At 40.4% G+C, this 23,060-nt stretch carries 20 protein-coding genes; 13 read left to right on the forward strand and 7 right to left on the reverse strand.

The features are described from left to right. Nucleotides 1–7 precede the first annotated feature (7 nt). Nucleotides 8–451, reverse strand: a complete 444-nt coding sequence (locus M3O96_RS07555) for a hypothetical protein (protein ID WP_249719723.1) — start codon at nucleotides 449–451, stop codon at nucleotides 8–10. Nucleotides 452–635: 184 nt separating this feature from the next. On the opposite strand from M3O96_RS07555, the gene M3O96_RS07560 reads away from it, so the two are divergent. The 5 genes from M3O96_RS07560 to M3O96_RS07580 all read left to right on the forward strand — a co-directional run bounded on the left by M3O96_RS07560 (nucleotide 636) and on the right by M3O96_RS07580 (nucleotide 4,676). After that, entirely contained in the window at nucleotides 636–2,393 is a 1,758-nt protein-coding gene (locus tag M3O96_RS07560; protein WP_249719724.1) for a MutS-related protein, read from the forward strand. 71 nt (nucleotides 2,394–2,464) lie between these two features. After that, nucleotides 2,465–2,617 carry a lmo0937 family membrane protein gene (locus M3O96_RS07565; RefSeq protein WP_249719725.1) on the forward strand — a complete coding sequence of 51 codons (153 nt, stop codon included), beginning with the start codon at nucleotides 2,465–2,467 and terminating at the stop codon, nucleotides 2,615–2,617. Between the two features lie 118 nt (nucleotides 2,618–2,735). Beyond that, complete coding sequence (locus M3O96_RS07570) at nucleotides 2,736–3,875, forward strand: 5-(carboxyamino)imidazole ribonucleotide synthase (RefSeq protein ID WP_249719726.1); 1,140 nt, start codon at nucleotides 2,736–2,738, stop codon at nucleotides 3,873–3,875. Between the two features lie 3 nt (nucleotides 3,876–3,878). Then, nucleotides 3,879–4,385 (forward strand): 5-(carboxyamino)imidazole ribonucleotide mutase, encoded by a 507-nt coding sequence (gene purE / locus M3O96_RS07575; RefSeq protein WP_249719727.1) that lies wholly within the window; start codon nucleotides 3,879–3,881, stop codon nucleotides 4,383–4,385. 141 nt (nucleotides 4,386–4,526) lie between these two features. Then, a complete protein-coding gene (locus M3O96_RS07580; RefSeq protein ID WP_249719728.1) occupies nucleotides 4,527–4,676 on the forward strand; it encodes a hypothetical protein in 150 nt (49 codons plus the stop codon). Here M3O96_RS07580 and M3O96_RS07585 read toward each other — a convergent pair. Together M3O96_RS07585 and M3O96_RS07590 are read right to left on the reverse strand one after the other, a co-directional pair. Then, nucleotides 4,673–5,131: a hypothetical protein gene (locus tag M3O96_RS07585; protein WP_249719729.1), complete on the reverse strand. Its 459-nt coding sequence runs from the start codon at nucleotides 5,129–5,131 to the stop codon at nucleotides 4,673–4,675. The two genes, M3O96_RS07580 and M3O96_RS07585, sit on opposite strands and share 4 nt — an antisense overlap. Nucleotides 5,132–5,229: 98 nt before the next feature. After that, nucleotides 5,230–5,586 (reverse strand): DUF3127 domain-containing protein, encoded by a 357-nt coding sequence (locus tag M3O96_RS07590; RefSeq protein ID WP_249719730.1) that lies wholly within the window; start codon nucleotides 5,584–5,586, stop codon nucleotides 5,230–5,232. A 409-nt stretch (nucleotides 5,587–5,995) separates the two neighbouring features. Here M3O96_RS07590 and M3O96_RS07595 point away from each other — a divergent pair, with 409 nt between their 5' ends. Beyond that, entirely contained in the window at nucleotides 5,996–6,598 is a 603-nt protein-coding gene (locus M3O96_RS07595) for an RNA polymerase sigma factor (RefSeq protein ID WP_249719731.1), read from the forward strand. Further along, nucleotides 6,573–6,806 carry a hypothetical protein gene (locus M3O96_RS07600; protein WP_113926050.1) on the forward strand — a complete coding sequence of 78 codons (234 nt, stop codon included), beginning with the start codon at nucleotides 6,573–6,575 and terminating at the stop codon, nucleotides 6,804–6,806. The genes M3O96_RS07595 and M3O96_RS07600 overlap by 26 nt, the downstream gene beginning before the upstream one ends. A 76-nt stretch (nucleotides 6,807–6,882) precedes the next feature. On the opposite strand, the gene M3O96_RS07605 is transcribed toward M3O96_RS07600, so the two are convergent. The 3 genes from M3O96_RS07605 to M3O96_RS07615 all read right to left on the reverse strand — a co-directional run bounded on the left by M3O96_RS07605 (nucleotide 6,883) and on the right by M3O96_RS07615 (nucleotide 12,708). Beyond that, complete coding sequence (locus M3O96_RS07605) at nucleotides 6,883–7,935, reverse strand: CNNM domain-containing protein (protein WP_249719732.1); 1,053 nt, start codon at nucleotides 7,933–7,935, stop codon at nucleotides 6,883–6,885. A 407-nt stretch (nucleotides 7,936–8,342) separates the two neighbouring features. After that, nucleotides 8,343–11,621: a leucine-rich repeat domain-containing protein gene (locus tag M3O96_RS07610; RefSeq protein ID WP_249719733.1), complete on the reverse strand. Its 3,279-nt coding sequence runs from the start codon at nucleotides 11,619–11,621 to the stop codon at nucleotides 8,343–8,345. A gap of 211 nt (nucleotides 11,622–11,832) precedes the next feature. Then, nucleotides 11,833–12,708, reverse strand: a complete 876-nt coding sequence (locus M3O96_RS07615; protein ID WP_249719734.1) for an alpha/beta hydrolase — start codon at nucleotides 12,706–12,708, stop codon at nucleotides 11,833–11,835. Nucleotides 12,709–13,262: 554 nt separating this feature from the next. Between M3O96_RS07615 and nth the strand changes: the two genes are divergently transcribed. The 3 genes from nth to M3O96_RS07630 are packed head-to-tail and all read left to right on the forward strand — an operon-like array spanning nucleotide 13,263 to nucleotide 16,957. Continuing rightward, a complete protein-coding gene (nth, locus tag M3O96_RS07620; protein ID WP_249719735.1) occupies nucleotides 13,263–13,949 on the forward strand; it encodes an endonuclease III in 687 nt (228 codons plus the stop codon). Beyond that, nucleotides 13,950–15,737, forward strand: a complete 1,788-nt coding sequence (gene asnB, locus M3O96_RS07625) for an asparagine synthase (glutamine-hydrolyzing) (RefSeq protein WP_249719736.1) — start codon at nucleotides 13,950–13,952, stop codon at nucleotides 15,735–15,737. Next, complete coding sequence (locus tag M3O96_RS07630; protein ID WP_249719737.1) at nucleotides 15,734–16,957, forward strand: glycosyltransferase family 4 protein; 1,224 nt, start codon at nucleotides 15,734–15,736, stop codon at nucleotides 16,955–16,957. The genes asnB and M3O96_RS07630 overlap by 4 nt, the downstream gene beginning before the upstream one ends. Here M3O96_RS07630 and gldB read toward each other — a convergent pair. Continuing rightward, complete coding sequence (gldB, locus tag M3O96_RS07635; protein ID WP_249719738.1) at nucleotides 16,926–17,930, reverse strand: gliding motility lipoprotein GldB; 1,005 nt, start codon at nucleotides 17,928–17,930, stop codon at nucleotides 16,926–16,928. The two genes, M3O96_RS07630 and gldB, sit on opposite strands and share 32 nt — an antisense overlap. Nucleotides 17,931–18,155: 225 nt before the next feature. On the opposite strand from gldB, the gene M3O96_RS07640 reads away from it, so the two are divergent. The 3 genes from M3O96_RS07640 to M3O96_RS07650 all read left to right on the forward strand — a co-directional run bounded on the left by M3O96_RS07640 (nucleotide 18,156) and on the right by M3O96_RS07650 (nucleotide 23,060). Then, the gene (locus M3O96_RS07640) at nucleotides 18,156–19,103 is read left to right on the forward strand and encodes a fasciclin domain-containing protein (RefSeq protein WP_249719739.1); all 948 of its coding nucleotides are present in this window, start codon (nucleotides 18,156–18,158) and stop codon (nucleotides 19,101–19,103) included. A gap of 215 nt (nucleotides 19,104–19,318) precedes the next feature. Then, nucleotides 19,319–20,281 carry a radical SAM/SPASM domain-containing protein gene (locus M3O96_RS07645; protein WP_249719740.1) on the forward strand — a complete coding sequence of 321 codons (963 nt, stop codon included), beginning with the start codon at nucleotides 19,319–19,321 and terminating at the stop codon, nucleotides 20,279–20,281. A 163-nt stretch (nucleotides 20,282–20,444) separates the two neighbouring features. Then, nucleotides 20,445–23,060 (forward strand): SLBB domain-containing protein, encoded by a 2,616-nt coding sequence (locus tag M3O96_RS07650; RefSeq protein ID WP_502798905.1) that lies wholly within the window; start codon nucleotides 20,445–20,447, stop codon nucleotides 23,058–23,060.

The following is a 23,060-nucleotide window of genomic DNA, read 5'->3' on the forward strand; positions in this document are numbered from 1 at the left end:
AACTTTCTCAGTTCGTTATTTCTGCATCCAAGAGGATGAAGTTCAACTCATCTATATCCGTCTCGTTGAGTTTAAGTTTGCCTTTGATGGTAATGATTTCGTCCACATTGATTCTCTTGGCAGGTTTCTTTTTGAGATAAGCCACCACGATACTTTCCGGACCCGCTCCACCGCAAAAGAAGCATTCTGCATTTGGGAATTTGGACAAAACCGCATAGTTGGATGTGGCCATATCCAAAGGAATGTAGAATCCGGTAACCGATACCTCTTTTCCTTCGAAGGCTTTCAGTTCGTCAGGGAATATCGGATAGAGAAAATACATTCCAAATTCCCTGTTCAATTTCTCCACAAACCTGGTTTTGGTAAACATGCCCCACATGTCCAAGGGCTTTTGTTGGGCACTAGCTCCAAACACTAATATGGCCAAAGCCAAAATCATCCATTTTTTCATATTCAATGATGCATGCGGTAAATTATTGAGATTTATAAAAATACCTATTTATATCTTTCCAAACCTTCTGCAAAGTGAAAACACCTGCTTTTTGATATGGTTCAATTCATCCGATATTTTACGAATGTGGCCTTCTCTACCTTTTAATTTTAGCCCTGCGAGATTCTTTTGGTATCTTTAGGCCATGGATATAGTTTACGGTACGGAGGATATAATAGGTTTACTTGCCAAGGCAAAAAGAAAAAGCATAGTGCTTTCTTTGGTAAGGTTATCCATTTTTTTTGTGATGGCAGCTGCGTTTATTGTTGGTATTACAGATAGACCCATTTTTTTATTGGTGTTTTTAGTCTCGCTTGCAGGTTTTCTGTATCTCATTCTACTTTTCAATCAAAACAGGGATAAAACTGATTTTTTGGAAGAGTTGGTAAAAATGGAGCAGGAGAAAACCAAAAGAGCCTTGCGAAATCTTCTGGGTTTTGACACCGGATCAGAATTCATGGACAAAGCCCATCCTTTCTCCAGTGATTTGGATCTTTTCGGCAGCCATTCTTTATTCCAATTGCTCAACCACACTGTCAATAAAGGAGGAAAAGCCAAATTGGCTTCATGGTTATTGGCTGATATTCATGAGGACATGTTCATGTCGAGGTTTGGTGCAGTTAAAGAACTCAGCCAAAACCCCGGTTTTTTATCTTCATTTGAAGCCACCGGAAGGGCATTTATCAAAGAGGAAAAGTCCAAAATGGGATTTTACAATTGGCTAAAGAAACCGGAAAACTGGCTCCCTATAAACTATCTGCCTTTGGTCATCGGTCCTGTGGGAGGAAGTATTTTACTTTTTTTGGCCGCGGTTGGAATGATTCCCCCAGTATGGATTGGAGCATGGATTGTATTGGGAATATTGTCCCTAACACTGGTTTTGAAGCCACTGCAGGAAGCCTCCAAAGTTTTTCCAAACCAAGGTGATATCAAGACTTTTGGGAAATGGGCTTTATTGATTGAAAACGCTGACTTTTCAGATTCCTTTTTACATTCACTCAAAGCACCTATCAAAAATGAAGGGTTTACTGCTTCTAAAGTTTTGAAATCTTTAGAACAAAAGTCCTTTATGCTCCAAAACAGGATCAACCTGATGTTTGTGATTTTCAACCTGATTTTCTGGATTGACTTTTTTCTGCTTTGGAGAGCTGAAATCTGGCGTAAGAAATTTGGCAGTCACATTGCCGCATGGGAAGAATTATTTGATACCTGGCAGGTATTGGTTTCGCTTGGGACATTTACACATGAAGAACAAATAAGCGCTGTTCCCATTTGGTCAAAGGAAAAAATCATTGAAGTAAAAAATCTCAAACACCCTCTGATTGACAAGGAAAATGCTATTGGCAATGATTTTTCCATTGACGAGGATACCAAGACAGTGTTACTGACCGGGTCAAACATGTCTGGAAAAACGACATTTATGAGAACACTCGGCATCAACATGGTCATGGCTAATATTGGTTTAAGTCCGATGGCAGATTCCTTTCTCCTTTATCCATTTCAGTTATTTACCAGCATGCGCAATTCTGATAATTTAGGAGAAAGCGTCAGCTCTTTCTATGCGGAGCTCTCCCGCATCAAACAGCTTTTATCCAAAGCCGAAAATGGAGAAACGGTCTTTTATTTACTAGATGAAATCCTAAAGGGCACCAATACCGCAGACAGAATTATGGGTAGCGAGGCATTGATTAGACAGCTTGCGGCAAGCAACTGTAAAGGCATCATTTCCACCCATGATATAGAACTCAGTCAGCTAGACAAAAGTCTTGGTTATCTTATGAATAGAAGCTTTCACAGTGAAATTATGGACGACAAAATCCACTTTGATTACAAGCTTAAAGAAGGTCCATGCCCTAGTTTTAATGCCCACAAACTCATGGAGCTGATGGGCATCAGATTTTAAAACAGGTGATTTTGGCATGATAGTTGGTTTAGTTGATAGGAAATCAATTGTTTAACTAAACTAATTTTGCCATGAGTTCAATCTTGTATTTAATTGCCGTCATTTTGGTTATCGGCTGGATCTTAGGATTCTTTGTGTACGCTGTAGGTAGTTTGATCCATATTCTTCTTGTCTTGGCAGTTATTGCTATCCTCTTTAGATTAATTGGAGGCAGGTCAGTCTAGTATCTTAACTTATCCATTAATGATTTAGCCCTTTTCCAAGGGCTTTTTTTATTTACGGCAATCTGATTTCAGTTACCGCCATTTTTAACTTATTTTTGGACTTTCAACAAGGGATTCGGTGCAACAGAATTATCAACAAAAAACATTAGGAATATTAGGTGGGGGTCAGCTTGGACGCATGGTCATCCAATCCGCCATCAGTTATAATATCGACATCCATATTTTGGATCCTGATCCTAATGCTCCTTGTAAATCCATCTGTCAGAAATTTGTAAATGGCAGTCTAAATGATTTTGATACAGTGTATGCGTTTGGTCAGGGCTGTGACATCATCACTATCGAGATTGAAAATGTGAATACCGAAGCCCTTCAAAAATTGGCTGATGAGGGAAAGGAAGTATATCCACAGCCCAATATTATCAAAATGATCCAGGACAAAAGGCTTCAGAAGCAGTTTTACAAAGAAAAAGGGATTCCCACTGCGGATTTTATCTTGACTGAAGACAAGGCGGATGTGATCATAAATGCTTCTTTTCTTCCTGCCGTCAACAAACTTGGGAGGGAAGGTTATGATGGACGAGGCGTGCAGATCCTGAGGAAAGAAAGTGATTTGGAAAAAGCCTTTGAAGCTCCGGGATTGTTGGAAAAGCTGATTGACTTTGACAAAGAAATCGCCGTCATCGTAGCAAAAAATAAAAATGGGGAGACTTTGGCATTTCCGGTAGTTGAGTGTGCTTTTCACCCCACCGCCAATTTGGTGGAGTTTCTATTTTCCCCAGCACAAATCACGAGTGAGATCGAGCAAAAATCCAAAAAGATAGCCATACAAGTCATCGAAGAATTGGGAATGATCGGCATCTTGGCCGTGGAGATGTTTGTCACCAAATCGGGAGAAATCCTTGTCAATGAAATAGCGCCCCGCCCTCACAACAGCGGGCACCATACGATTGAGGCCAATTTTACCTCCCAATTTGAGCAGCATTTCAGGGCCGTGATGGACATGCCATTGGGCAATACGGACACCCGATGCCCTGCCGCAATGGTCAACCTGCTCGGCGAAGAAGGATTTACAGGCGATGCTTATGTCGAAGGATTGGATGAGGCCATGTCCCAAAAAGGGGTTTATGTACATCTCTATGGTAAGAAAACGACTAAGCCTTTTAGAAAAATGGGGCATGTCACGATCTTGGACACTGAGATTGAAGTATTGAAAAAAAGAGCTTTGGAGATAAAAGAACTGATCAAGGTAAAAGCCTAAAATATGGAAATACAGGTAGGGATAATTATGGGAAGCAAGTCTGACTTGCCCATCATGTCGGAGGCCGCATTGGTATTGGAAGAACTCGGCGTAGGTTATGAACTGACCGTCGTGTCCGCCCACCGCACCCCTGAAAGGATGGTGGATTATGCAAAGAGAGCGAAAGAAAGAGGACTCAAAGTCATCATCGCGGGAGCGGGTGGTGCAGCCCATCTGCCTGGAATGGTCGCATCACTGACTACCCTCCCGGTAATCGGAGTTCCTGTGAAGTCCTCCAATTCCATTGATGGATGGGACAGCATCCTTTCCATCCTTCAGATGCCCTCAGGGATTCCCGTGGCCACGGTCGCACTGAACGGTGGTAGGAATGCAGGGATTTTAGCCGCCTCCATGATTGGTGCATTTTCTGAAGAAATATCCAAAAACTTATTGGCCTTTAAGGAATCACTAAAAGAAAAAGTAGAAAAGTCTGCTGAAGAAATTGAAACAAAAGGTTGGAGGCATGCGTAAATACAATTGGCTTATAAATTAAAGTTTACTAGTGTGGCTTATTTAAGTCACTAGTTTGATTGAAAGGGCGGGTTTATGTAAGCCCGCTTTTTTATTTGCCTTCCATCCAGATGGTTTTTTTCTTTACTTTGGATTTCAAACATGGATTTCAACAAAAACATCAAGTTCAAAATCGGCTCCGAACAATGGGAAATGCCATTAGGCGTGATGCTGTTGGTGAGCGGAATTACTTTGGTATTGATGATTGGCGGGGCATATCTTGGATTCAGGTTTGGTCAAAGCCTGCACTAATCAATAAAAAGTCCCCATCCATCATCGTATTTTTCTGCGGACGCAAATCCCTTCACCCACACGACAAACATTTCCTTGTACTCTTGGATCGCATCTCGCAAAAGCTGCAGGTGTTCCTCGGCATGCGTTCCCTCCAAAGCCAGCTGATAGGTCATCGAATGGAGACTCCGGGCATGGATTTTTATGATGGTGGCATTTTCCATTTTGAGGATATAATCATTGACACCTTCGGCACCGGAAAATTTGGCCGATATAATCATGGCACTTTCCATCATAAGACTTCCATACAGTTCAGCTCTTGCTTCGTCAAGTGAGCCTACCAAGGCATTAGTCAGCTTGTAAATCTCCATCCCTTTGATTTTAAGGGGATGGTTGTTGATTCTGTCCTTTTCTTTCTGGAACTCTTCCTCATCACTTCCATCCCAAGAATCATTTTCGTCATCGTCTTCCCACATGGCATTTTGGTTAATGTTGACATTTTTAGATAAAAAAAAAATGTCCCAAAATTCTCCTTTGAGACAAATTATATGCAATCCAAGTAAGTAAAATACCTTTAAAAAGGCAATACGTCATCCCCGCTTTCTTCAGAAAAAGTGGTGACATCAGGAATGGATTTGGCTGTGGCTGATTCTTTTGGTTTTTGGGTACCGCCTTTTTCTACCTTCCATACTTTCACATCGGTATACCACCTACCATTATATTCTCTGCTTTCGAGATCTACCGAAGCCGTGACATCATCACCCACATTAAGCGCAAACTGATCAATGTTGTCACCCCAGATGACCATGCACACTTTCTTTGGGTATTGTCCCGGTTGTTCCACGATATATTCTCTTTTTCTCCAAGTTCCTTTGGTGGAGGACCCGCTTGCCTCGGGCATGATTTGAACTACTTTTCCGATTATTTCCATAATTTTTTGTTAGTATTGAAAAACCGAAGTTAATAAATTTCAATAGCTAAATACAGCTTTCACCTGACCTGACGCCTTAATTACTTCTTTTTTATAATTCTCTGCAAAATCAGGCCCGAGATTTGCAACATTATACTAAACCAAAGAGTATATGCGTTTAAGAAATATCCAATCAAAAGAATTTTTTGAGGATCACCTGCTCATATTCCAAATTAAATTTCAGTTTTTTGATAGTAAAGTACAAATTGTTTTATACTGACTAATTTTTGTGAAATTTTCAAATAAAAAAATCCTGTAACTGTTGCATCGAACAAAGTGATTCTTTACATTTGGTTACAATAATTTAATTGTTTCACCCTCTAATATATACTATGGCATAAACCTCTACGTTATTTTAAAGTCAATTTGTATGAATGAAAGGATAAGTCCTAAAGATGCCGAACTGATCGCGCAGTACAGAAGTGGAAGTGAGGCAGCATTTGAAAAGTTAGTAAATAAATACAAATCGAGGGTTTACACCACCATATACCTGATAGTCAAAGATCAAGGCGTAGCCGAGGATTTACTTCAGGATGTATTTGTAAAGGTAGTTCACACCCTGAGTGCTGACGGTTATAACGAAGAGGGAAAATTTCAGCCATGGTTGATGCGTATCGCGCACAATCTCGCCATTGATTTCTTCAGAAAACGGAAGCGCTATCCCACCATCGTGATGGAAGATGGGATGGATGTTTTCAATTCTCTGAGATTTGCTGAGGAAACCATCGAAGATGTCAAAGTCAAGGAAGACACTGTGGAGTTGGTACGAAGACTGATCGATGAGCTTCCCGAATCTCAAAAACAGGTGCTGATTATGAGGCACTACATGGATTTGAGTTTTCAAGAAATTGCAGAACAGACAGGTGTCAGTATCAATACGGCACTTGGAAGGATGCGATATGCATTGATAAACATGAGGAAAAAACTAAAACAATTAAACGTTGCCTATGACAAAATCTTTTACCCCAAATGACCTGTTAAGATATATCTATCAGGAAATGAGTGAGGGTGAAAATGAGTTGGTTGTGCAGGCCCTGCGAAGTGATGATCACTTGATGCAGGACTATTTAGACATGCTGAGCACGCTTGACCAATTGAATCAACTCATTCTTACACCTTCGGAAAAAGTAGTAAAGAGCATTCTTCGGAAAGCCAATTCTACCGGTCTCGAAAAAGTATGAACCTATCGAACAGAAAAAGGTAACCTGAAGGCAAAATGCTTTCAGGTTTTTTTATGCTGAATAAGTTTCCCAATTTTTAAATTTCACTTTTTAGAAGTTCATACTTCTTCTGCTTTTCCTGCCACCTTTTTGCGGCATATTGCTGCATATCCTCCACTTTGTCTTTTTCATCCACTATCTCAAAACCGAGCAAAGTTTCTATTATATCTTCAAGGGTAATAATGCCATCCATCCCACCATATTTTCCCATCACCAACGAAATATGTTCCCTTTTGTGGATCATTTCCTCCCAAGCATCAAATAAGGTTGTGGGCTGGGGAAAGGTAATTATCTGACGTTTTATGTCTTTTAGTCTCAGATCGAATTGATCTTCGGCGAGCTTTTCGAAGACTTGTTGTCTAAAAACATATCCGGTGATCGAATCCCTATTTTCATGAAATATGGGGATTCGGGAAAAGTGCAAAAACTCTTTATTTTTTAAAAATTCCTGTAATGTCATTTCTTCGTTTGCAGTGACTACCACCACCCTAGGAGTCATCACCTCACTGATTTTAATGGTTTTTAGCTTGATCAGGTTTTGGATAATTTTATTCTCTTTGTCTACAAAAATCCCCTCTTGTGTACCAATACTAGCCAATGCCGATATTTCTTCTCTGCTTGTAGTAAGCGAAGATTTTTCTCTTGAAAGCATTTTGGTCAAGATTGAAGAGATATAAACCAAGGGATAAACAATGAAAATTGTTCCTTTGATGAGTTTTGATGCAATCCCAACCATTTCCTTGGTATAATTTGCTCCTAAAGTTTTTGGAATTATTTCCGTCAAAATTAAAATCAATATGGTCAAGACCGCCGAAACAACCCCAAAATATGCCTCCCCAAATACCACAGTGGCTTGCGCGCCAACCCCGGCAGCGCCTACGGTATGGGCTACCGTGTTCAAAGATAAGATTGCCGACAAAGGCTTATCAATATCTTCTTTTAGTCCAATCATCGTGTCCACACTTTTATCACCATTTGCTGACTTTGATTTCAAATAGGACATCGGAACTGAAAGCAAAACAGCCTCCATGATAGAACACAGGAATGATATAATGAGGGCAAGAAAAAGGTATGTTAAGAGTAAAGTCATGGCTTTTTAAAATTTAGATTATGTAAATGCTCTTAATGAGCTAGGCAAAAATTTTATGCAGCTTTAGGTTTATGCTTGAACCCCAAATGGCTACTTTCCTAATCCAAGCAAAAAATCAACCAATACCCCAACAATTTGGAAAAATGGAAGGCTAGGTTTGATTCTTTTGGATTGATAAAAAAGTTTATTATTCCAAATTATTGCGAAAATTTTCCTTCCAGCATAAATTCCAAATTAACCAAACATTTTTTTGGACGTTGCATCTGCTGCTTTTTTGTTTTTATCGATGACGAAGTCTACAGATTTTTAATCGGAAGGCATTTAATCCTTAGATAATAAAGAAAGATAAAATGGGAAGCGGATGGGAATACCCAGCATTTTAAGATTAACATTTTAATCCAGAGTTTTCATTCAATGGATAGCTGTTCTACAAATGACTTGTCATGTATCAATTTATCAATCACATCTTCCAGTTGGTTTACAAGCATATCGGTATTTTCAAATAGTATCGGGAAATGTTGATTTTCCTTTAACCTATCTAAAAATTCAAACCGGCTATCTGAATCAGCTCTACTCGGGTTTTTAGGTAGATCAATATCTTTTTGAAAGACGCAAATTCTTGGCATTTTACCTTTTTCAAATAAAGATTTAGCCAAATTAAATTCTTCCAAAGAATACTTACCAACTTTAGAATAAAACAACAATGCAAATAAATTACATTGTTCAATTTCGAGATTATAATTGTCTTGGGAGCGAAGTGATTTACCGATATGCTTCCCATCTTCCCAAATAAGCAATTCTATCAAAAAGCCCTGCTTCCTCAATAATTTGTTTTTTCTATTTAGTGCCTGCTCAATCTTTTCACGCTCAGGTAAAAGTTCATTTGAGGATGCCAAAAACAGGTTGAGTAAGCGAATTTCAGGAGTGTTTTCTCTTACCACATTTGTTTTCAACTGAAGAGCCTGACCCTCCTTGAATTTTTCAAATACAAAGGTGTTTTCAAGTAGTGCTAACACATTCACCTCATCCAAAGATTTATCACATTCCACCTTATGGCGGCCTTTTTCCAAACGCCGTTGAAGATTGTCAAAATCGAAATAATGCGCATTGTTTTTTCCGGTCCGGCATCCTTCACATGTACATGGTACTTTTTCTTTGTACTTGATCCCTTTGTATCCTTCGTGCAACTCCCGAAAGGTTTTCAATATTACTGTCATCATTCCCTTGCGGTTATTTCCCTGTGTTTGGATATAAAAAGCATCCCTACCCTGCAATTTCGTTTTGTTTACTTCAGCAAGCGTGTCATCCTCCCATTTAAGAACAACCCCATGCCTCCAAACAAGGGTTCTTCCTTCTGCTATATCTGCATGACGGGTAACTATAAATTGAGTTAACAGGGCTTTAGGTAAAAATTCATATTCAATATACAATTCCAATGAATCAAGATCTGGCCAAACGAAATTTTCTGGTCTGCCAGGTGGTAAAAGCGGTGGTGTTACATATTCCTCCTTACCAAATAATTGATAGGCCAGCTTAAACTGCTTAATCAGTTCTAACAATTGGGGGCGCATATCTTGATACTCCGCACTGTTCCATATTCGCTTTATATCTGACCTGTCAAAAAAACCACATTTTTGTTCTGCGACGATTTCGTCATCTAAGATCTTATAAACTGCATCAGTAGCCCATTCATTCTTTAGGATAATAAATTGTTCTAATAGCTCATTCTTTTGATAATGCAGACAATCACCCACTTTATGAAGAACTGAACTTAGGATTAAGGCACTATCTCTTTCCTGAAGGTTGTTATTTTTACAGATTTGCAAATATTCCTTCAATGTGATGTATTGCTCATTTCTTCGTTCATTTAAAACTCTCCTTATAGCTGCCCAATTGGATGGAAAAACATATTTGGTATGAGGAAGGGTTTGGGCAAGCAATCGAATGTATTCCTCTGCATTCGAAAAATTGTGTTTCGTTCCTAAATTAACTGTAAAGACTTCTTTCAATAGGTCAGGAAATTGCCTTTTCCAATAATTGGTATCAAAGCTGCCCATTCCGATTCCTGTTTTAAATTCATTCAGTATCAATAACAGTGGACTTCCCTCACCAAAAAGTGCGGCGGTCTGAAACCAATCATCAAAATCTGTCGTGTTGTTGCCACTTTCCGCCACCATAATATAAAGACTGCTTTCGGTATAAAATAGCTGATGGAGGGTTTTGTATTTGTCCTGTCCTGCAAAATCCCAAATGTTTATTTTGAAATCCTTGCCATTTGCCAATTTGAAACTATAGGCACCAATTTCTATATCAACCCCTGTCGTTCGATCACCTTCCTTAGGCAACTCTTTACCGAGCAGACGATTGGCAAGAGATGTTTTCCCGGATCGGCCATCACCTAACAAGATCAATTTGGCTTCATTTAAAAACTCCTCACCACTTTTTTTACGTTGAACAAAATATTCCCCTATGGCGTCATTTCCATTTTTTATTACTTCAACTGGAGGATTTTCGATAGGATTGCCATCAACGAAAATGCCAGATTCAAATAAAGCGAATTCCAAAAAAATCGGTATCCCAAATTCCAACAGGAACTCTTGTATTTCGGTGAGCTGGTTATCTCTCAAATCAAGCAATTTTAGTTTTTTTATCGCATCCAAGCCTTTTATTTTGGTGAGTAAGTTCCTTTGCAAGGAAAGTTGAGTTAATTGGGTGAGTGTATCCAAGCCTTTTATTTCGGTCAGTTGATTATTTCCCAAAAAAAGCCGGTCTAATTTAGTGAGCGCATCCAAGCCTTGTATTTCAGTGAGTTGGTTACCTACCAAAGAAAGCTGATTTAATTTAGTGAGTGTATCCAAACCTTTTATTTCGGTGAGTTGGTTATTCCACAAAAAAAGATCAGTTAATTGAATAAGTGCGTTTAAGCCTTTTATTTCAGTGAGTTTGTTATTTCCTAAATTAAGATGGGTTAATTGTGTGAGGGAATCCAAGCCTAATAACTCGGTGAGTTGGTTACTAACCAATTCCAGTTGAGTTAATTGCTTGAGCGCATCCAAACCTTTAATTTCAGTGATTTGGTTATCGCTCAAATTAAGCCAAGTTAATTGAGTAAGCATATCCAAGCCTTTTATTTCGGCGAGCTGATTATTTCCCAAAAAAAGCCGGGTTAATTGTGTGAGGGAATCCAAGCCTATTAATTCGGTGAGTTGGTTACTACCCAATTCCAGTTGAGTTAATTGCTTGAGCGCATCCAAACCTTTAATTTCAGTGATTTGGTTATAACTCAAATTAAGCCAAGTTAATTGAGTAAGCACATCCATGCCTTTTATTTCGGTGAGCTGGTTATTTCCTAAATCAAGCCAATTCAATTGAGTGAGCGCATCCAAGCCCTTTATTTCGGAAAGAAAGTTATGACTAAGGAAAAGCGAAGTTAACTGTGTGAGTGCGTCCAAACCTTTTATTTCGGTAAGTTGGTTGCCTGCCAAACGAATCGAAGTTAATTGAGTGAGTGCATCCAAGCCCTTTATTTCGGTGAGAAAGTTATCCGCCAAACTAAGCTGTGTTATTTGAGGTAGCTTAGAAATTTCTGAAGGAATTTCAATTAATTCTAATGTGGACAAATCGAGTTCCTTAGCATTACTTTTTTTGGCGTTCTGAATTCTTTCTAATGCTATTTTAAGTGACATATAAAAAATTATATTTTGTTAGAGTTTGATTTGGTTTTAATCTTTTAGATTCATCTCCGCCTTCAACCAACCTGTTCAATTTTAGACCAGAATGAATCGTTTTATTAATCTAAGTAAATTTTAAAAGAATTCAAGTATTAAGAATCGAAATAGAAGTTAAAAAATAGGGGTTATGTCTATAGATATAAAAAGAAGAGCATTCTTTCAATTCTCACTCCAAAACCCCATCCAAAAACACCTGTGCTTTCCCAATCAAGTCTTGGTTGGTCGCTGGGGTGAAGCCGTGTCCCTGTCCTTGGATATATTCCACCAAGTGTGGGACATTTTTGGCGACAAGGGCGTCTTCTAAGATTTCACTTTGCGAAATGGGAACGACGGTGTCTATATTCCCGTGAAAAAAGACTGTGGGAACGGAATTGGGCGTGATGAAGCCAACAGGGCTTGAATCGGCATATATCGCCGGTTTGGCAGTAGGATTTCCTCCAAGCAAATTGTCAAAAAGCAGTTGGGTAAAAAGGCTGAAACCATGGAAACTGACAAGTTCCGTAGGCGGGAAAAAGGCTACAACAGCTTTCACCAGACCATTTTGATTGTTTTTGTGGCTGTGCAGCAAAGCCAAATGCCCTCCTGCGCTTCCCCCTGCTAAGATAATCTCGTCGCTCACATCCCATTCCGAGAGTTGGGATTGAATATATGCCATGGCGTTTTTGATGTCCTCTTCCTGCGAAGGAAATTTGTTTGCGCCGGTCGATATGTTGAAAAGCCGGTAATTGAGCGCAATGTAAGCATAGTCATCCTGCACGGCTTCCAACCAAGGTTTGAACTGAACAAACTCATCTTTGGTGCCATCCACCCATCCACCGCCATGGATCCAAACAAAAACTTTGGTGCTGCTTGTACTTCTGTTTGCCGGCAAAAAAACGTCCATTACCTGCCTTGCATTGGTGCCGTATGAGGTATTCAAAAGTTCAGCAGCTACTTGAGGATTTAATCCAAGTTCCGTGTCATCCTTTTCTACGCAGGAATAGAGTATAAAAATTCCCAAAAAAAGACTAACGACAAATCTCAAAACTGAACTCCTTACCATAATTTTTTATTTATTTGATTTGTGAAACAACGAAAGTAAGGATTACTTGTTGTAAAAATGGGGATAAGGTTAGTAAGTTAACGGTTATTGGTTATGTCCGATTTAGAATTCTAAAACATGATTGTCCCCAATGACGCCACTGGCCGAACTTTATTTTAATTTACACCTCGACTTCGCTCGGTGCCCGATGGTTTTGTTTTTAGAGGAAGGGAGGAAAATGCGGCTGCGCCGCATTTTCCTCCCTTCCCAGTCATCATCCAATATCCGGTGGCCGACCGACGGTTGGTGAGCCTGTCGAACCAAGTCGAGGTCATTTTGTCAAATAGAGATGGTGGTAAAAAAGCGAATAATTATATTATAAAATGTAAATCCTACTATGTTGGCGACAAAACATCAACAAATATCCAGTATCTATCAATATCTACAATTCCTAAAACTCTGATCGAAGTTCAATTGTAGCGGCATATGGACTGTCGACTATGGACTTACTGACCAATATCTATTTTCAAATCTCAAATTTTCAAATCTCAAATTTTCAAATCTTAAATAAATCCATGCTTCGAAAAGAAAGATACGCAGCTGTCATCGACCACTTTACTACACACATGCCGATCGCGGAGACAGAGCTTGTTTTCGAGAATCCCTATCAGCTACTTGTCTCCGTGGTCCTGAGTGCGCAGTGCACTGACAAGCGTGTCAATATAACGACTCCGGCGATTTTCAGGGATTTCCCCACACCAGCACATTTGGCAGCCACTGATTTTGATACGCTGTTCCCCTATATCCGCAGCATTTCTTATCCAAATAACAAGACCAAACACCTGATCGGTTTGGGGAAAATGCTGACAACAGAATTTGGCGGAGAAGTTCCTTCCACGGTGGATGAACTTGTCAGGCTTCCCGGAGTAGGTCGCAAAACTGCCAATGTCATCACCTCGGTGGTGTGGAACCAACCCAATATGGCAGTAGATACGCATGTTTTCAGGGTTTCCAAGCGCTTGGGTTTGGTCAATCAAAATGCCAATACACCGCTTGAAGTGGAAAAACAGCTGATCAGAAACATCCCGAAGAAATATGTCCACATTGCTCATCATTGGCTGATTTTGCACGGACGGTATGTTTGCTTGGCCAGAAGTCCCAAATGTATGGAGTGCACGATCACGCACCTGTGCAGGTATTTTGAGAAAAACAAAGAAGCAATTCTGAACAAAGATTCCGTACCAACCAAAAAGAAAAAATAAATGTGTGGCATCCATGCACTCGTCCAACCTCAACCTCATGGCCTTACCGCCATCGAAAGGATGATGCATGCCACCGAACACCGGGGACCGGACTTCTCTGGTTTTTGCCAGGTGGAAGAGGGTATTTTTTTTGCTGCAAACAGGTTGAAAATCCAAGACCTCCGCGATACCTCCAACCAACCCCTTAGGTCAAAAGACCGATCGGCGGTTTTGGTATGGAATGGTGAACTCTACAACCATCCCGAGTTGAAAGAGATTTTGACAAACGAGGGATATGAACTGGATACAGTTTCAGACTCAATCATCCTGCTTCAATGGTTGATGGCTTTTGGCAAAGAAGGAATCCAAAAACTCAAAGGCATGTTTGCTTTTGTTTTTGCGGATTTGAAAAAAAAAGAGATTCTTGTCAGCCGGGATATCTCTGGAGAGAAACCCCTCTATTTCCACCAAAATGGGAAATCCTGGATTTTTTCTTCTGAGACCAATGGGATTTTGGCAGGAATGGAATATCCATCCAAAATTGACAAAACCCAATTCCTACCCTATTTCTATTACAGGCATAGCATGCCTGATAGCTCATTTTTTGAAGTGGTAAAGCAAGTCTTACCCGGAGAAATCATCAGTCTGGATTTGGAAGGTCATGTTGTCCAAAGGGAGAAAATGGTTTTGGAACGAAACCAAAAACGAGAAATCTCCCAAAATAAATTTGAAGAAATACTCCAAGAAGCTGTCTCCAAAAGTTTTGCAGCAGAAAGACCCGTTGGGATGGTCCTCAGTGGAGGTGCAGACAGCAGTCTTCTGTATGCAGTTTGGTACGAACTCACCGGGCAAAAATTGCCAACTTATACTGTTGCCTTGGAAAGTAAGTTGCAAACCAAATACAATGACCCTCATTTTGTCCGGCTTTTCAACAAACAATATCCGTCCGAACATAGAGAAATCTCGGTGAGTAAAGCCACTGTCATGGAAAATTGGGAGGCTTACATCCAATCCATGGACCAACCGATTGGAGACAGCGCAAGTTTTTTGACTTGGTTGGTAGCCAAGGAGGCCAAAGAGGAAGTGAAAGTCTTGGTCTCGGGCGCCGGGGCGGATGAGCTTTTTGCAGGATACAACAGGCATCGGGCTTTTCGGCATTTCCTGAATCATCCTACTGTGTTGAGGCAGATCGCCACATTTTCAGATTTTCCTTTTCCAACTTATCTAAAAAAATTGCTCCAAAGTATCTCCAAAAATCCTGCGGACACCTTCATCCAAATGGCTGCCGTGGATAAAATCCCTGAAGCATATCTAGGTATTTTCAAATCTTGGTATCCCAAAAGTGAATTCGATTTCAAGAATGCTTTGGATTGGGACCGGACTTTTTATTTGGTCAATGACATTCTGAAAATCCACGACAATGCCTGCATGGCACATGGCATTGAAGGCCGGGCACCTTATTTGTATTCCGGACTTTTGGAATTTGCCCTTGCACAGACCGAGGAGGAATTATTGAAAACCAAAGAGAAAGTCTTCATCAAGGAAGCCTTGAGAAAACGTGGCCTTGGGCAGATTGCTGACCGCAAGAAACTTGGATTTGGCTTGCCACTGCAAGAATGGATGGAAGAAAATGATTTCAGGGAATGGGTCTTTGGGTCCATCCGACAGCTATCTAAAGATTGGAGGGACTGTTTTCCACCTGAAATGCTTAAATTTACAGCACAGCCCGAAAAAGCAGAAAAGAGACATTTTCTATTGGTTTGGAACATGTTTATCCTTGCAGGTTGGCTGACAAAGTTTCCGAAATGAAGATCATTTATATTCATCAGTATTTTGTCACGCCTTCGCAGGGAGGTGGAACCCGCTCTTACCATTTGGCCAAAGGCATGGTGGAAGCGGGAATCGAGGTGGAGATGATCACCTCCCATTCGGAAAACTACTATGATTTCAAGCTTATCGACGGGATCAAGGTGCACTACCTTCCGGTATCTTATCATCAGGAATACGGATTCTTGAAGCGTATATGGGCATTTACTGCCTTTGTGGACCAATCAAAAAAACTACTTCTCAAATTGCCACGACCTGATTTTCTTTATATTACCTCGACACCTTTGACGACGGGATGGATTGGGTTGTGGGCCAAAAGGAAACTCGCCATTCCTTTCTTTTTTGAAGTGAGAGACCTTTGGCCGGATGCGCCGATACAGGTGGGCGTCATCCAAAACCCTATATTGAAGAAAATTCTTTACAGCCTCGAATCCAAAATCTACAAGCATGCTTATAAGGTGATAGCCCTTTCTCCAGGCATTGCCAACTCGATCCGTGAAAAGTGCAATTTCTGCAAAATCCAACTGATACCCAATTTTGCTGACACGGATTTTTTCCAACCGATGGAGAAAAAAGAATCATTCCTCCAAAAATTTGGCCTCAAACCAAATTTAACCATCGCTTATGCTGGCGCAATTGGTCAGGTCAATGCTGTCCATGAAATGTTGATTCTTGCAAAAATGGCTCAGGATAAAAGTAAAGACTATCAATTTGTGGTCATGGGAAAAGGAGCTTTGACTGATGGTCTCCTGCGCCTGGCCAAGGATTTAAAACTTGACAATTTCTTCTATTTCCCGTTTGGAAGCAAGGAAGAAGTCCGACAATTATTGAGCGTTTCAGATTTGTCGTTTGTATCATTTGCCCATCTTCCAGTGCTCAAAACCAACAGCCCCAATAAATTTTTTGATGCTTTAGCAGCGGGAAAAGGAATCATCGTCAATCATAAAGGGTGGGTGTTCCAATTGGTCCAAGAGTATCAACTTGGGTTTTATTTCAATCCTGAATCGCCCGATCAGGCGTTTAGAAAATTAGAAAAAATGGAAACTAATCCAAAAATGCTTCAGCAAACCCAAAAGAATTCCCGTGAATTGGCAGAAAAATTTTTCTCAAAAGAAATAGCTGTCCAACGGCTCCTAGATGTAATTGATCCTGATAAATTTGGGAAAGACTTTAGGGACGAGGTTTATATCCTGACTGCTTAAAAATCTTATTGGCATCCGTTTCCCCCATCAGTTCCCATAGTTCTACATTTTCATTGGCTTGATAATCATCAACGATATTCCAACCTAGCCAACGCCCTACCCTTCCCGGAGCATCCGGACTAATCTCAACTGTCGCAGGTGCTTCTCCGGTATATTTTCTGATCTCAAAAGGATTGTTCTCAAAAAACAGGTCATTTTCGACAAAATAAGACCAGATCAATACCTCATTGTCAAAGCATGCAGCCACTTCTTCGCTCGTATATCCAATTATAAATTCATCCTCAGTGCATGGCAGGATCGCTTTGGTAAAATGGTACGCTTTGCCATAATAGATCATTTCTGCAATAAGAGAGTTTTGCTTCAAATCTGTTTTGTTGTATGTGGAAGAAATCGCAGTCACTATCATAGGTACGATATAGTTAGCTTCATACCTCTTGGCAATATATTTAGGCACATCAGGAGCCTGAAACCTGTGGTTTGCCGGTAAAAAGTAATCCAAACCGATGACAATCATTTCTTCATCTATGTAGAGATCAGAGCTAAATCCACTTACAAATGTATAGACTTTTGGCACCTTAAATTCAGGGAAATAGTGCTTGATATATTTAAAAGCATTGGTAAGCTCTTTTTCCAGGTCTGTAATTTCCGGATAATGAATATTGACTTCATCATAAAGTTCACGCATCAGCGTATCCTGATGGGTAGCGAGCAGTTCCGCTGCCAATTCTTCTTTAGAAGGGTAAGTGGAAATTAGCAAATACTTTTCAGCAAAATAAGGATGCTTCTCAAAAAGGTAGCTGAAATCGGTTGCTAGCTTGGCCCCAAAGAAATCTTTTTCCAATCTTATTATCTCCAGATCAACCTTATTTTTAAGAATATCTTCATCCAAAAGGCATTCTTGGGGCTCTTTTTTGCAGGATGAAAAAAGGGCTGATAGAATCAAAATTGCCGTTAAAAGATTTAGGTTTTTCATGCGAGCTTATGGCTGGAATAGAATTTGGCCAAATCTACAAGGAATCTTAAAATTTCTGTTTGATTTTTTAGTAAAGTATATTTTTTAGAAATACAAAAAAATAGTTTTAGTTACAATATGATGGTATTGGTTTACAAATTTGATTCGTTGGTACATTCCTTACCAACATTCACAGATTACACAGGTTTTACGATTATTCCAATTAACACTTAACCAACAAAAATTATGAAAACTATCAGATCAAAATGGTCAATATTGACTTTATCCGCATTATCATTGACTCTTGGATTCAGCTCATGCAATGATGATGACACTCCTGCACCAACCAATCAAAATGTCGTTCAAGTTGCCGCTGCAAATAGTAATTTTTCCACATTAATAACCGCTGTTCAGACCGCCGGATTAGTAGAGACGTTGTCAGGTCCGGGCCCATTTACCGTTTTTGCGCCTACAAATGAGGCATTCGGTCGATTTCTAACTGCTAATGATTTGACTGCCAATGAGCTATTGGCTTCTGATGGTCTAGGTGAAACATTGACTTACCATGTAGTAGGAGCTTCAGTTCCTTCCTCTGCAGTTACAGCAGGAAAAGTAACGTCCGTCTCAGGTAGTCCTTTTTATGTAAGCATTTCTCCAACTAACGAAATCTGGATTAACGGCAATGCAAAAATAACCGCGACAGACGTCGCTGCCTCCAATGGTATCATCCATGTCTTGGATTATGTCATTACCGCTCCAACACAAAATATAGCAGAAATAGCAATTGCATCTTCCACTGCCGCACAACCTGAATTTACTCAATTAGTATCAGCACTCGTTAGAGCAAATCTTGCTGGTGCTTTCCAAGGTGGTTTTGATGATAATTTCACAGTGTTTGCACCAACAGATGCGGCATTTAGAAATCTTTACACCGCATTAGGAGTGACGAGCGTTGATCAGATTCCTTTGGAAACATTGACTTCTGTATTGCAATACCACGTAGTACCTGCAAGAGCCTTCTCTCAGGATTTGAGACAGGGTGCTTCACTTCCCACTTTATTGACAGGAAAAAACCTGACAGTAAACTTGTCCGATCTCAAAATCAATAATTCAGGTCTCGTTGCTGCGGCTTTGAACATCCATGCTACCAACGGTGTCATCCATGTAATCGATACAGTATTGTTGCCGGAATAATTTTAATTTGAAGTATTTCCTCCTTTAATTTCGATAAGTATTTGATGATAATATATTGAAAGCTTGAAATGCGGGCATAAGATCAGATTTATATAATTCAATTATAAACAGAAAAAGTGCCGGGAAACAACGGCACTTTTTTTATACTCGTTATTTTTTGATTATTTCATTCTGTGAAAAACAAACTCGCAATAGGTAGGGAATTATTAAAATACATGAGTTTTAAAAAACTCAGCAATTACTTGTTGCTTTTCTCTTCATACCATTTGAGTAGGATAAGTGGAAATCCCAAAATATGGGGCTATCCGACTACCTTGTCCGTTGAACCCACCACTAGCTGTAATCTTCGCTGTCCCGAGTGCCCGAGTGGCTTGAGGAGTTTTACAAGACCCACCGGAATGATTGAAAAGCAGCTTTTTCAGAACATCATTGACCAATCCAAAGATTACCTTACGTACCTCCACATTTATTTTCAAGGAGAGCCATTTCTTCATCCCAAGTTTATGGACATGGTTTCCTACGCGGATAAAAATAAAGTTTTCACTTCCACTTCTACGAATGCGCATTACCTGAATGAAAAAAATGTGAAATCCATCCTAGATTCAGGTCTAAAGCAACTGATCGTATCCATGGATGGCATCACACAGGAAATCTATGAGGATTACAGGATAGGCGGAAATCTGGAAAAAGTCAAAGCTGGTCTTGAACTGCTAATCCAAAAAAGAAAAGAAGCAAAGCTTCACTTCCCGAGAATTGTCCTTCAGTTTTTAGTGACAGGAAAAAACGAGCATCAGATTCCTGCCCTGAAAGATTGGGCAAAAGACATTGGCGTGGATGAATTGCAACTGAAGACTACCCAAATCTATGATTTTGAAAACGGTTCACCTTTGATTCCCAAAGACCATAAGTATTCCCGGTACCTACCAAAAGGCGATGGAACCTGGAAACTCAAAAAGGAAATTGAGAACAAATGCTGGCGTATGTGGCAAGGTGCTGTATTTACCTGGGATGGAAATATGTTGCCATGCTGCTTTGACAAAGATGGACAGCATGTTATGGGAAAAATCACCCTTACCAATCTGAAAGAAATCTGGAACAATGAGATATATTCCCTTTTCCGAAAGCAGCTGATGGATGATAGGTCCCAGATTGACATCTGTAAAAACTGTACGGAGTAATTTCCCCGTCCTCAGAATTAATTGACTTGATATTTCAATAGTGCATGGAATAGTTATCTTTACGCAGATTTTCTACTATTTTGTATAGAAAACGCCCTAGGTTTATACGCCTCCTTACATCAAGTATAGCCAAGTTGCCAACCAGATGACACACCAATACCTTATGTATTTTCAGCCTAAATTATTTCTAAAAAAAGCTTTAGCAATATTTTTTATCATATTTTCATTGATTTGGTTACAAACAGAAATCGCCCAAGCCCAATCCATGAATGACCTCAGCGCCATTAAAGTGGATGACTTGTCAGATGCACAGATTCAGGAATTGATCAAAAGAGCAAGCGAGGCAGGTTTATCAGAGACGGAATTGATCCAGATGGCTAGACTTAGAGGTGTATCTGAGGCTGAATTAGAAAAACTGAAAAATAGGATTGAGAAATTGGACGGCGCGGGTGCAGGGGTAAAATCTTCGGCCGGTTCATCCAAAAGAGAACCAAGGAAACAAGGTGATTTAAATGAAATCACAAGTGGGTTGTTTCAAGAGCAGGGAGATATGGGCTCATTGGCTGATCAAACGTCACCCTATTTTGGAATGGATATTTTTTTCAATAAAAAAAGAAGGTTGAGTTTTGAACCCAACCTCAACATTGCGACTCCAAAGAATTATATACTTGGCCCAGGCGACTTGATATACATTGACGTCTATGGTCAGTCCGAAAAATACTACGAGGCTACTGTCAGTTCGGATGGATTCATCCTGCTTGACAATGTTGGACCGGTTGGTCTCTCAGGAAAAAGCATAGAAGATGCTGCCATCATCATCAAAAACAGACTCTCTAATTTTTATACAGGGATGTCCGGAAGCAATCCCAATACCTTCATGCAAGTTACCCTCGGTAACGTCAGGACGATCAAGGTACATTTGGTGGGTGAATTGAGATTGCCGGGAACATTTACATTAAGTGCTTTCAGTACTGTATTCAATGCGCTATATGCTGCCGGAGGACCTAGTGACAACGGGACCATGCGTGAAGTGAAAATTATCAGGGATGGCAAAATCATCTCCAAAGTTGATATTTATGATTTTTTGGTCAATGGCAATGCCAACCTCAACTTTCAGCTCAAAGATCAGGATGTAGTCATGGTGGATCCTTTTATGTCAAGAGTGAGGGTATTGGGAGAAGTTAAAAGACCTAAGATCTTTGAAGTAAAAGACGGCGAAACATTCGCTGACTTGTTGAAATATGCAGGAGGATTTACTGATGTAGCTTTCAAAGACCGGATAAACGTCATCAGAATCACTGGAAAAGAAAAGGCAGTTTCTGATATTTTCAATGAGCAGTTTGCTGTTTTTACTGTCAAAGGAGGCGATGAATATACAGTAACAAAAATATTGAACAGGTTTACCAATAGGGTTCAAATCAAAGGTGCGGTTTTTAGGGAAGGGAATTTTTCCCTCACTGAGGGTCTAACCCTTTCACAGCTGATCAAAAATGCAGATGGCATCCGTGGAGAAGCTTACCTCGAAAGGGCAAGCATCCTGAGAACCTTTGATGACCTGAGCACAGAAGTGATTTCTGTCAACCTCCGTGGAATCTTAGATGGGTCTGCTCCGGACATTCGCCTCCAAAGAGAGGATGTCGTCAGGGTTTCGAGTATCTATGACCTTCAGGAAGAGTTCTATGTGCAGATCAGCGGAGAAGTCAAAAACCCCGGAACATACCCTTTTTCCAAACAGATGACTGCCGAAGACTTGATCATTCTTGCTGGAGGATTGAGGGAATCCGCTAACACTTCCGACGTCGAAATTGCACGTAGGTCAGCATCTTCTGACTCTGGCACTTTTTCAGAGTTGGTTCCAATCAATATAAACATTGGGCTTGATATCCAAGAAAATCCTGTCATCCTTCAGCCTTATGACAATGTTGTGGTACGGAGAAAACCCAATTTTACGCTTAACAAACAGATCACCATCGAAGGTCAGGTCAATTCCCCGGGAATATTTTCAGTGCAGACAGCGGAAGAAAAGATCTCGGATGTGATCAAAAGAGCAGGGGGATTGACTCCCTATGCATACACAAAAGGAGCCACTTTGATCAGACGGACTGAGTTTTTTGATACCGAATCAGAGCAACTGAGAAGACAGCGAAATCTGCAGGACCTACAGCAGAGGCTTCAGCAGGATCCCAACAATACAGAAGCGCAAGAGCTACTTTTACAGAGATTATATTTGGAAATCGGGAATGTGGCCCTCGGAACTTCCGAAGGTTCCATAGCAGCTCAATCCAAAAGGGAGGCTATCACAGGAATCGCCGAAACCAAAGCAGACATGACCCCAATCAGGATCAGACAGACCGAAGCCGTTGCCATTGACTTGGAAGAGATTTTGAAAAATCCCGGTTCGGACAAGGACTTGATCCTGGAAGAAGGAGATGTGATTTCGATACCAAGACAACTTCAGACAGTCAGGATGAGAGGGGATGTGGTATATCCCGCTACCGTCAGGTTTGAAAAAGACAAAGGGACAAAATTCTATATCAACAGGGCAGGTGGATTTGATATCCGCGCCAATAGAAAAAGAACGTATGTTGTCTATGCCAACGGCGAAGTAGCCCGGACCAAGAGCTTTTTGGGAATCCGATCTTATCCCGCTGTAGCTCCCGGTGCAGAGGTAATCGTACCAACCAAAGGACCAAGGCTTCCTGTGAGACCGGGAGAAATTGTTGGAATTGCCACTGCCTTGGCGACGCTTGCCTTGGTACTCACCCAACTCAATCCATAA

Origin of the sequence: Aquiflexum sp. TKW24L (assembly GCF_023502205.1) — a bacterium.
Lineage (GTDB): Bacteria > Bacteroidota > Bacteroidia > Cytophagales > Cyclobacteriaceae > Cognataquiflexum.

Coding starts and splice junctions, on each gene's coding strand:
- M3O96_RS07645 (WP_249719740.1), top strand. CDS start 19,319: ATGAGTTTTAAAAAACTCAGCAATTACTTGTTGCTTTTCTCTTCATAC.
- M3O96_RS07555 (WP_249719723.1), bottom strand. CDS start 451: ATGAAAAAATGGATGATTTTGGCTTTGGCCATATTAGTGTTTGGAGCT.
- M3O96_RS07650 (WP_502798905.1), top strand. CDS start 20,445: ATGTATTTTCAGCCTAAATTATTTCTAAAAAAAGCTTTAGCAATATTT.
- M3O96_RS07560 (WP_249719724.1), top strand. CDS start 636: ATGGATATAGTTTACGGTACGGAGGATATAATAGGTTTACTTGCCAAG.
- M3O96_RS07615 (WP_249719734.1), bottom strand. CDS start 12,708: ATGGTAAGGAGTTCAGTTTTGAGATTTGTCGTTAGTCTTTTTTTGGGA.
- M3O96_RS07630 (WP_249719737.1), top strand. CDS start 15,734: ATGAAGATCATTTATATTCATCAGTATTTTGTCACGCCTTCGCAGGGA.
- M3O96_RS07640 (WP_249719739.1), top strand. CDS start 18,156: ATGAAAACTATCAGATCAAAATGGTCAATATTGACTTTATCCGCATTA.
- M3O96_RS07590 (WP_249719730.1), bottom strand. CDS start 5,586: ATGGAAATAATCGGAAAAGTAGTTCAAATCATGCCCGAGGCAAGCGGG.
- M3O96_RS07605 (WP_249719732.1), bottom strand. CDS start 7,935: ATGACTTTACTCTTAACATACCTTTTTCTTGCCCTCATTATATCATTC.
- gldB (WP_249719738.1), bottom strand. CDS start 17,930: ATGAAAAACCTAAATCTTTTAACGGCAATTTTGATTCTATCAGCCCTT.
- purE (WP_249719727.1), top strand. CDS start 3,879: ATGGAAATACAGGTAGGGATAATTATGGGAAGCAAGTCTGACTTGCCC.
- M3O96_RS07585 (WP_249719729.1), bottom strand. CDS start 5,131: ATGTGGGAAGACGATGACGAAAATGATTCTTGGGATGGAAGTGATGAG.
- M3O96_RS07565 (WP_249719725.1), top strand. CDS start 2,465: ATGAGTTCAATCTTGTATTTAATTGCCGTCATTTTGGTTATCGGCTGG.
- asnB (WP_249719736.1), top strand. CDS start 13,950: ATGTGTGGCATCCATGCACTCGTCCAACCTCAACCTCATGGCCTTACC.
- M3O96_RS07600 (WP_113926050.1), top strand. CDS start 6,573: ATGACAAAATCTTTTACCCCAAATGACCTGTTAAGATATATCTATCAG.
- M3O96_RS07580 (WP_249719728.1), top strand. CDS start 4,527: ATGGATTTCAACAAAAACATCAAGTTCAAAATCGGCTCCGAACAATGG.
- M3O96_RS07610 (WP_249719733.1), bottom strand. CDS start 11,621: ATGTCACTTAAAATAGCATTAGAAAGAATTCAGAACGCCAAAAAAAGT.
- nth (WP_249719735.1), top strand. CDS start 13,263: ATGCTTCGAAAAGAAAGATACGCAGCTGTCATCGACCACTTTACTACA.
- M3O96_RS07595 (WP_249719731.1), top strand. CDS start 5,996: ATGAATGAAAGGATAAGTCCTAAAGATGCCGAACTGATCGCGCAGTAC.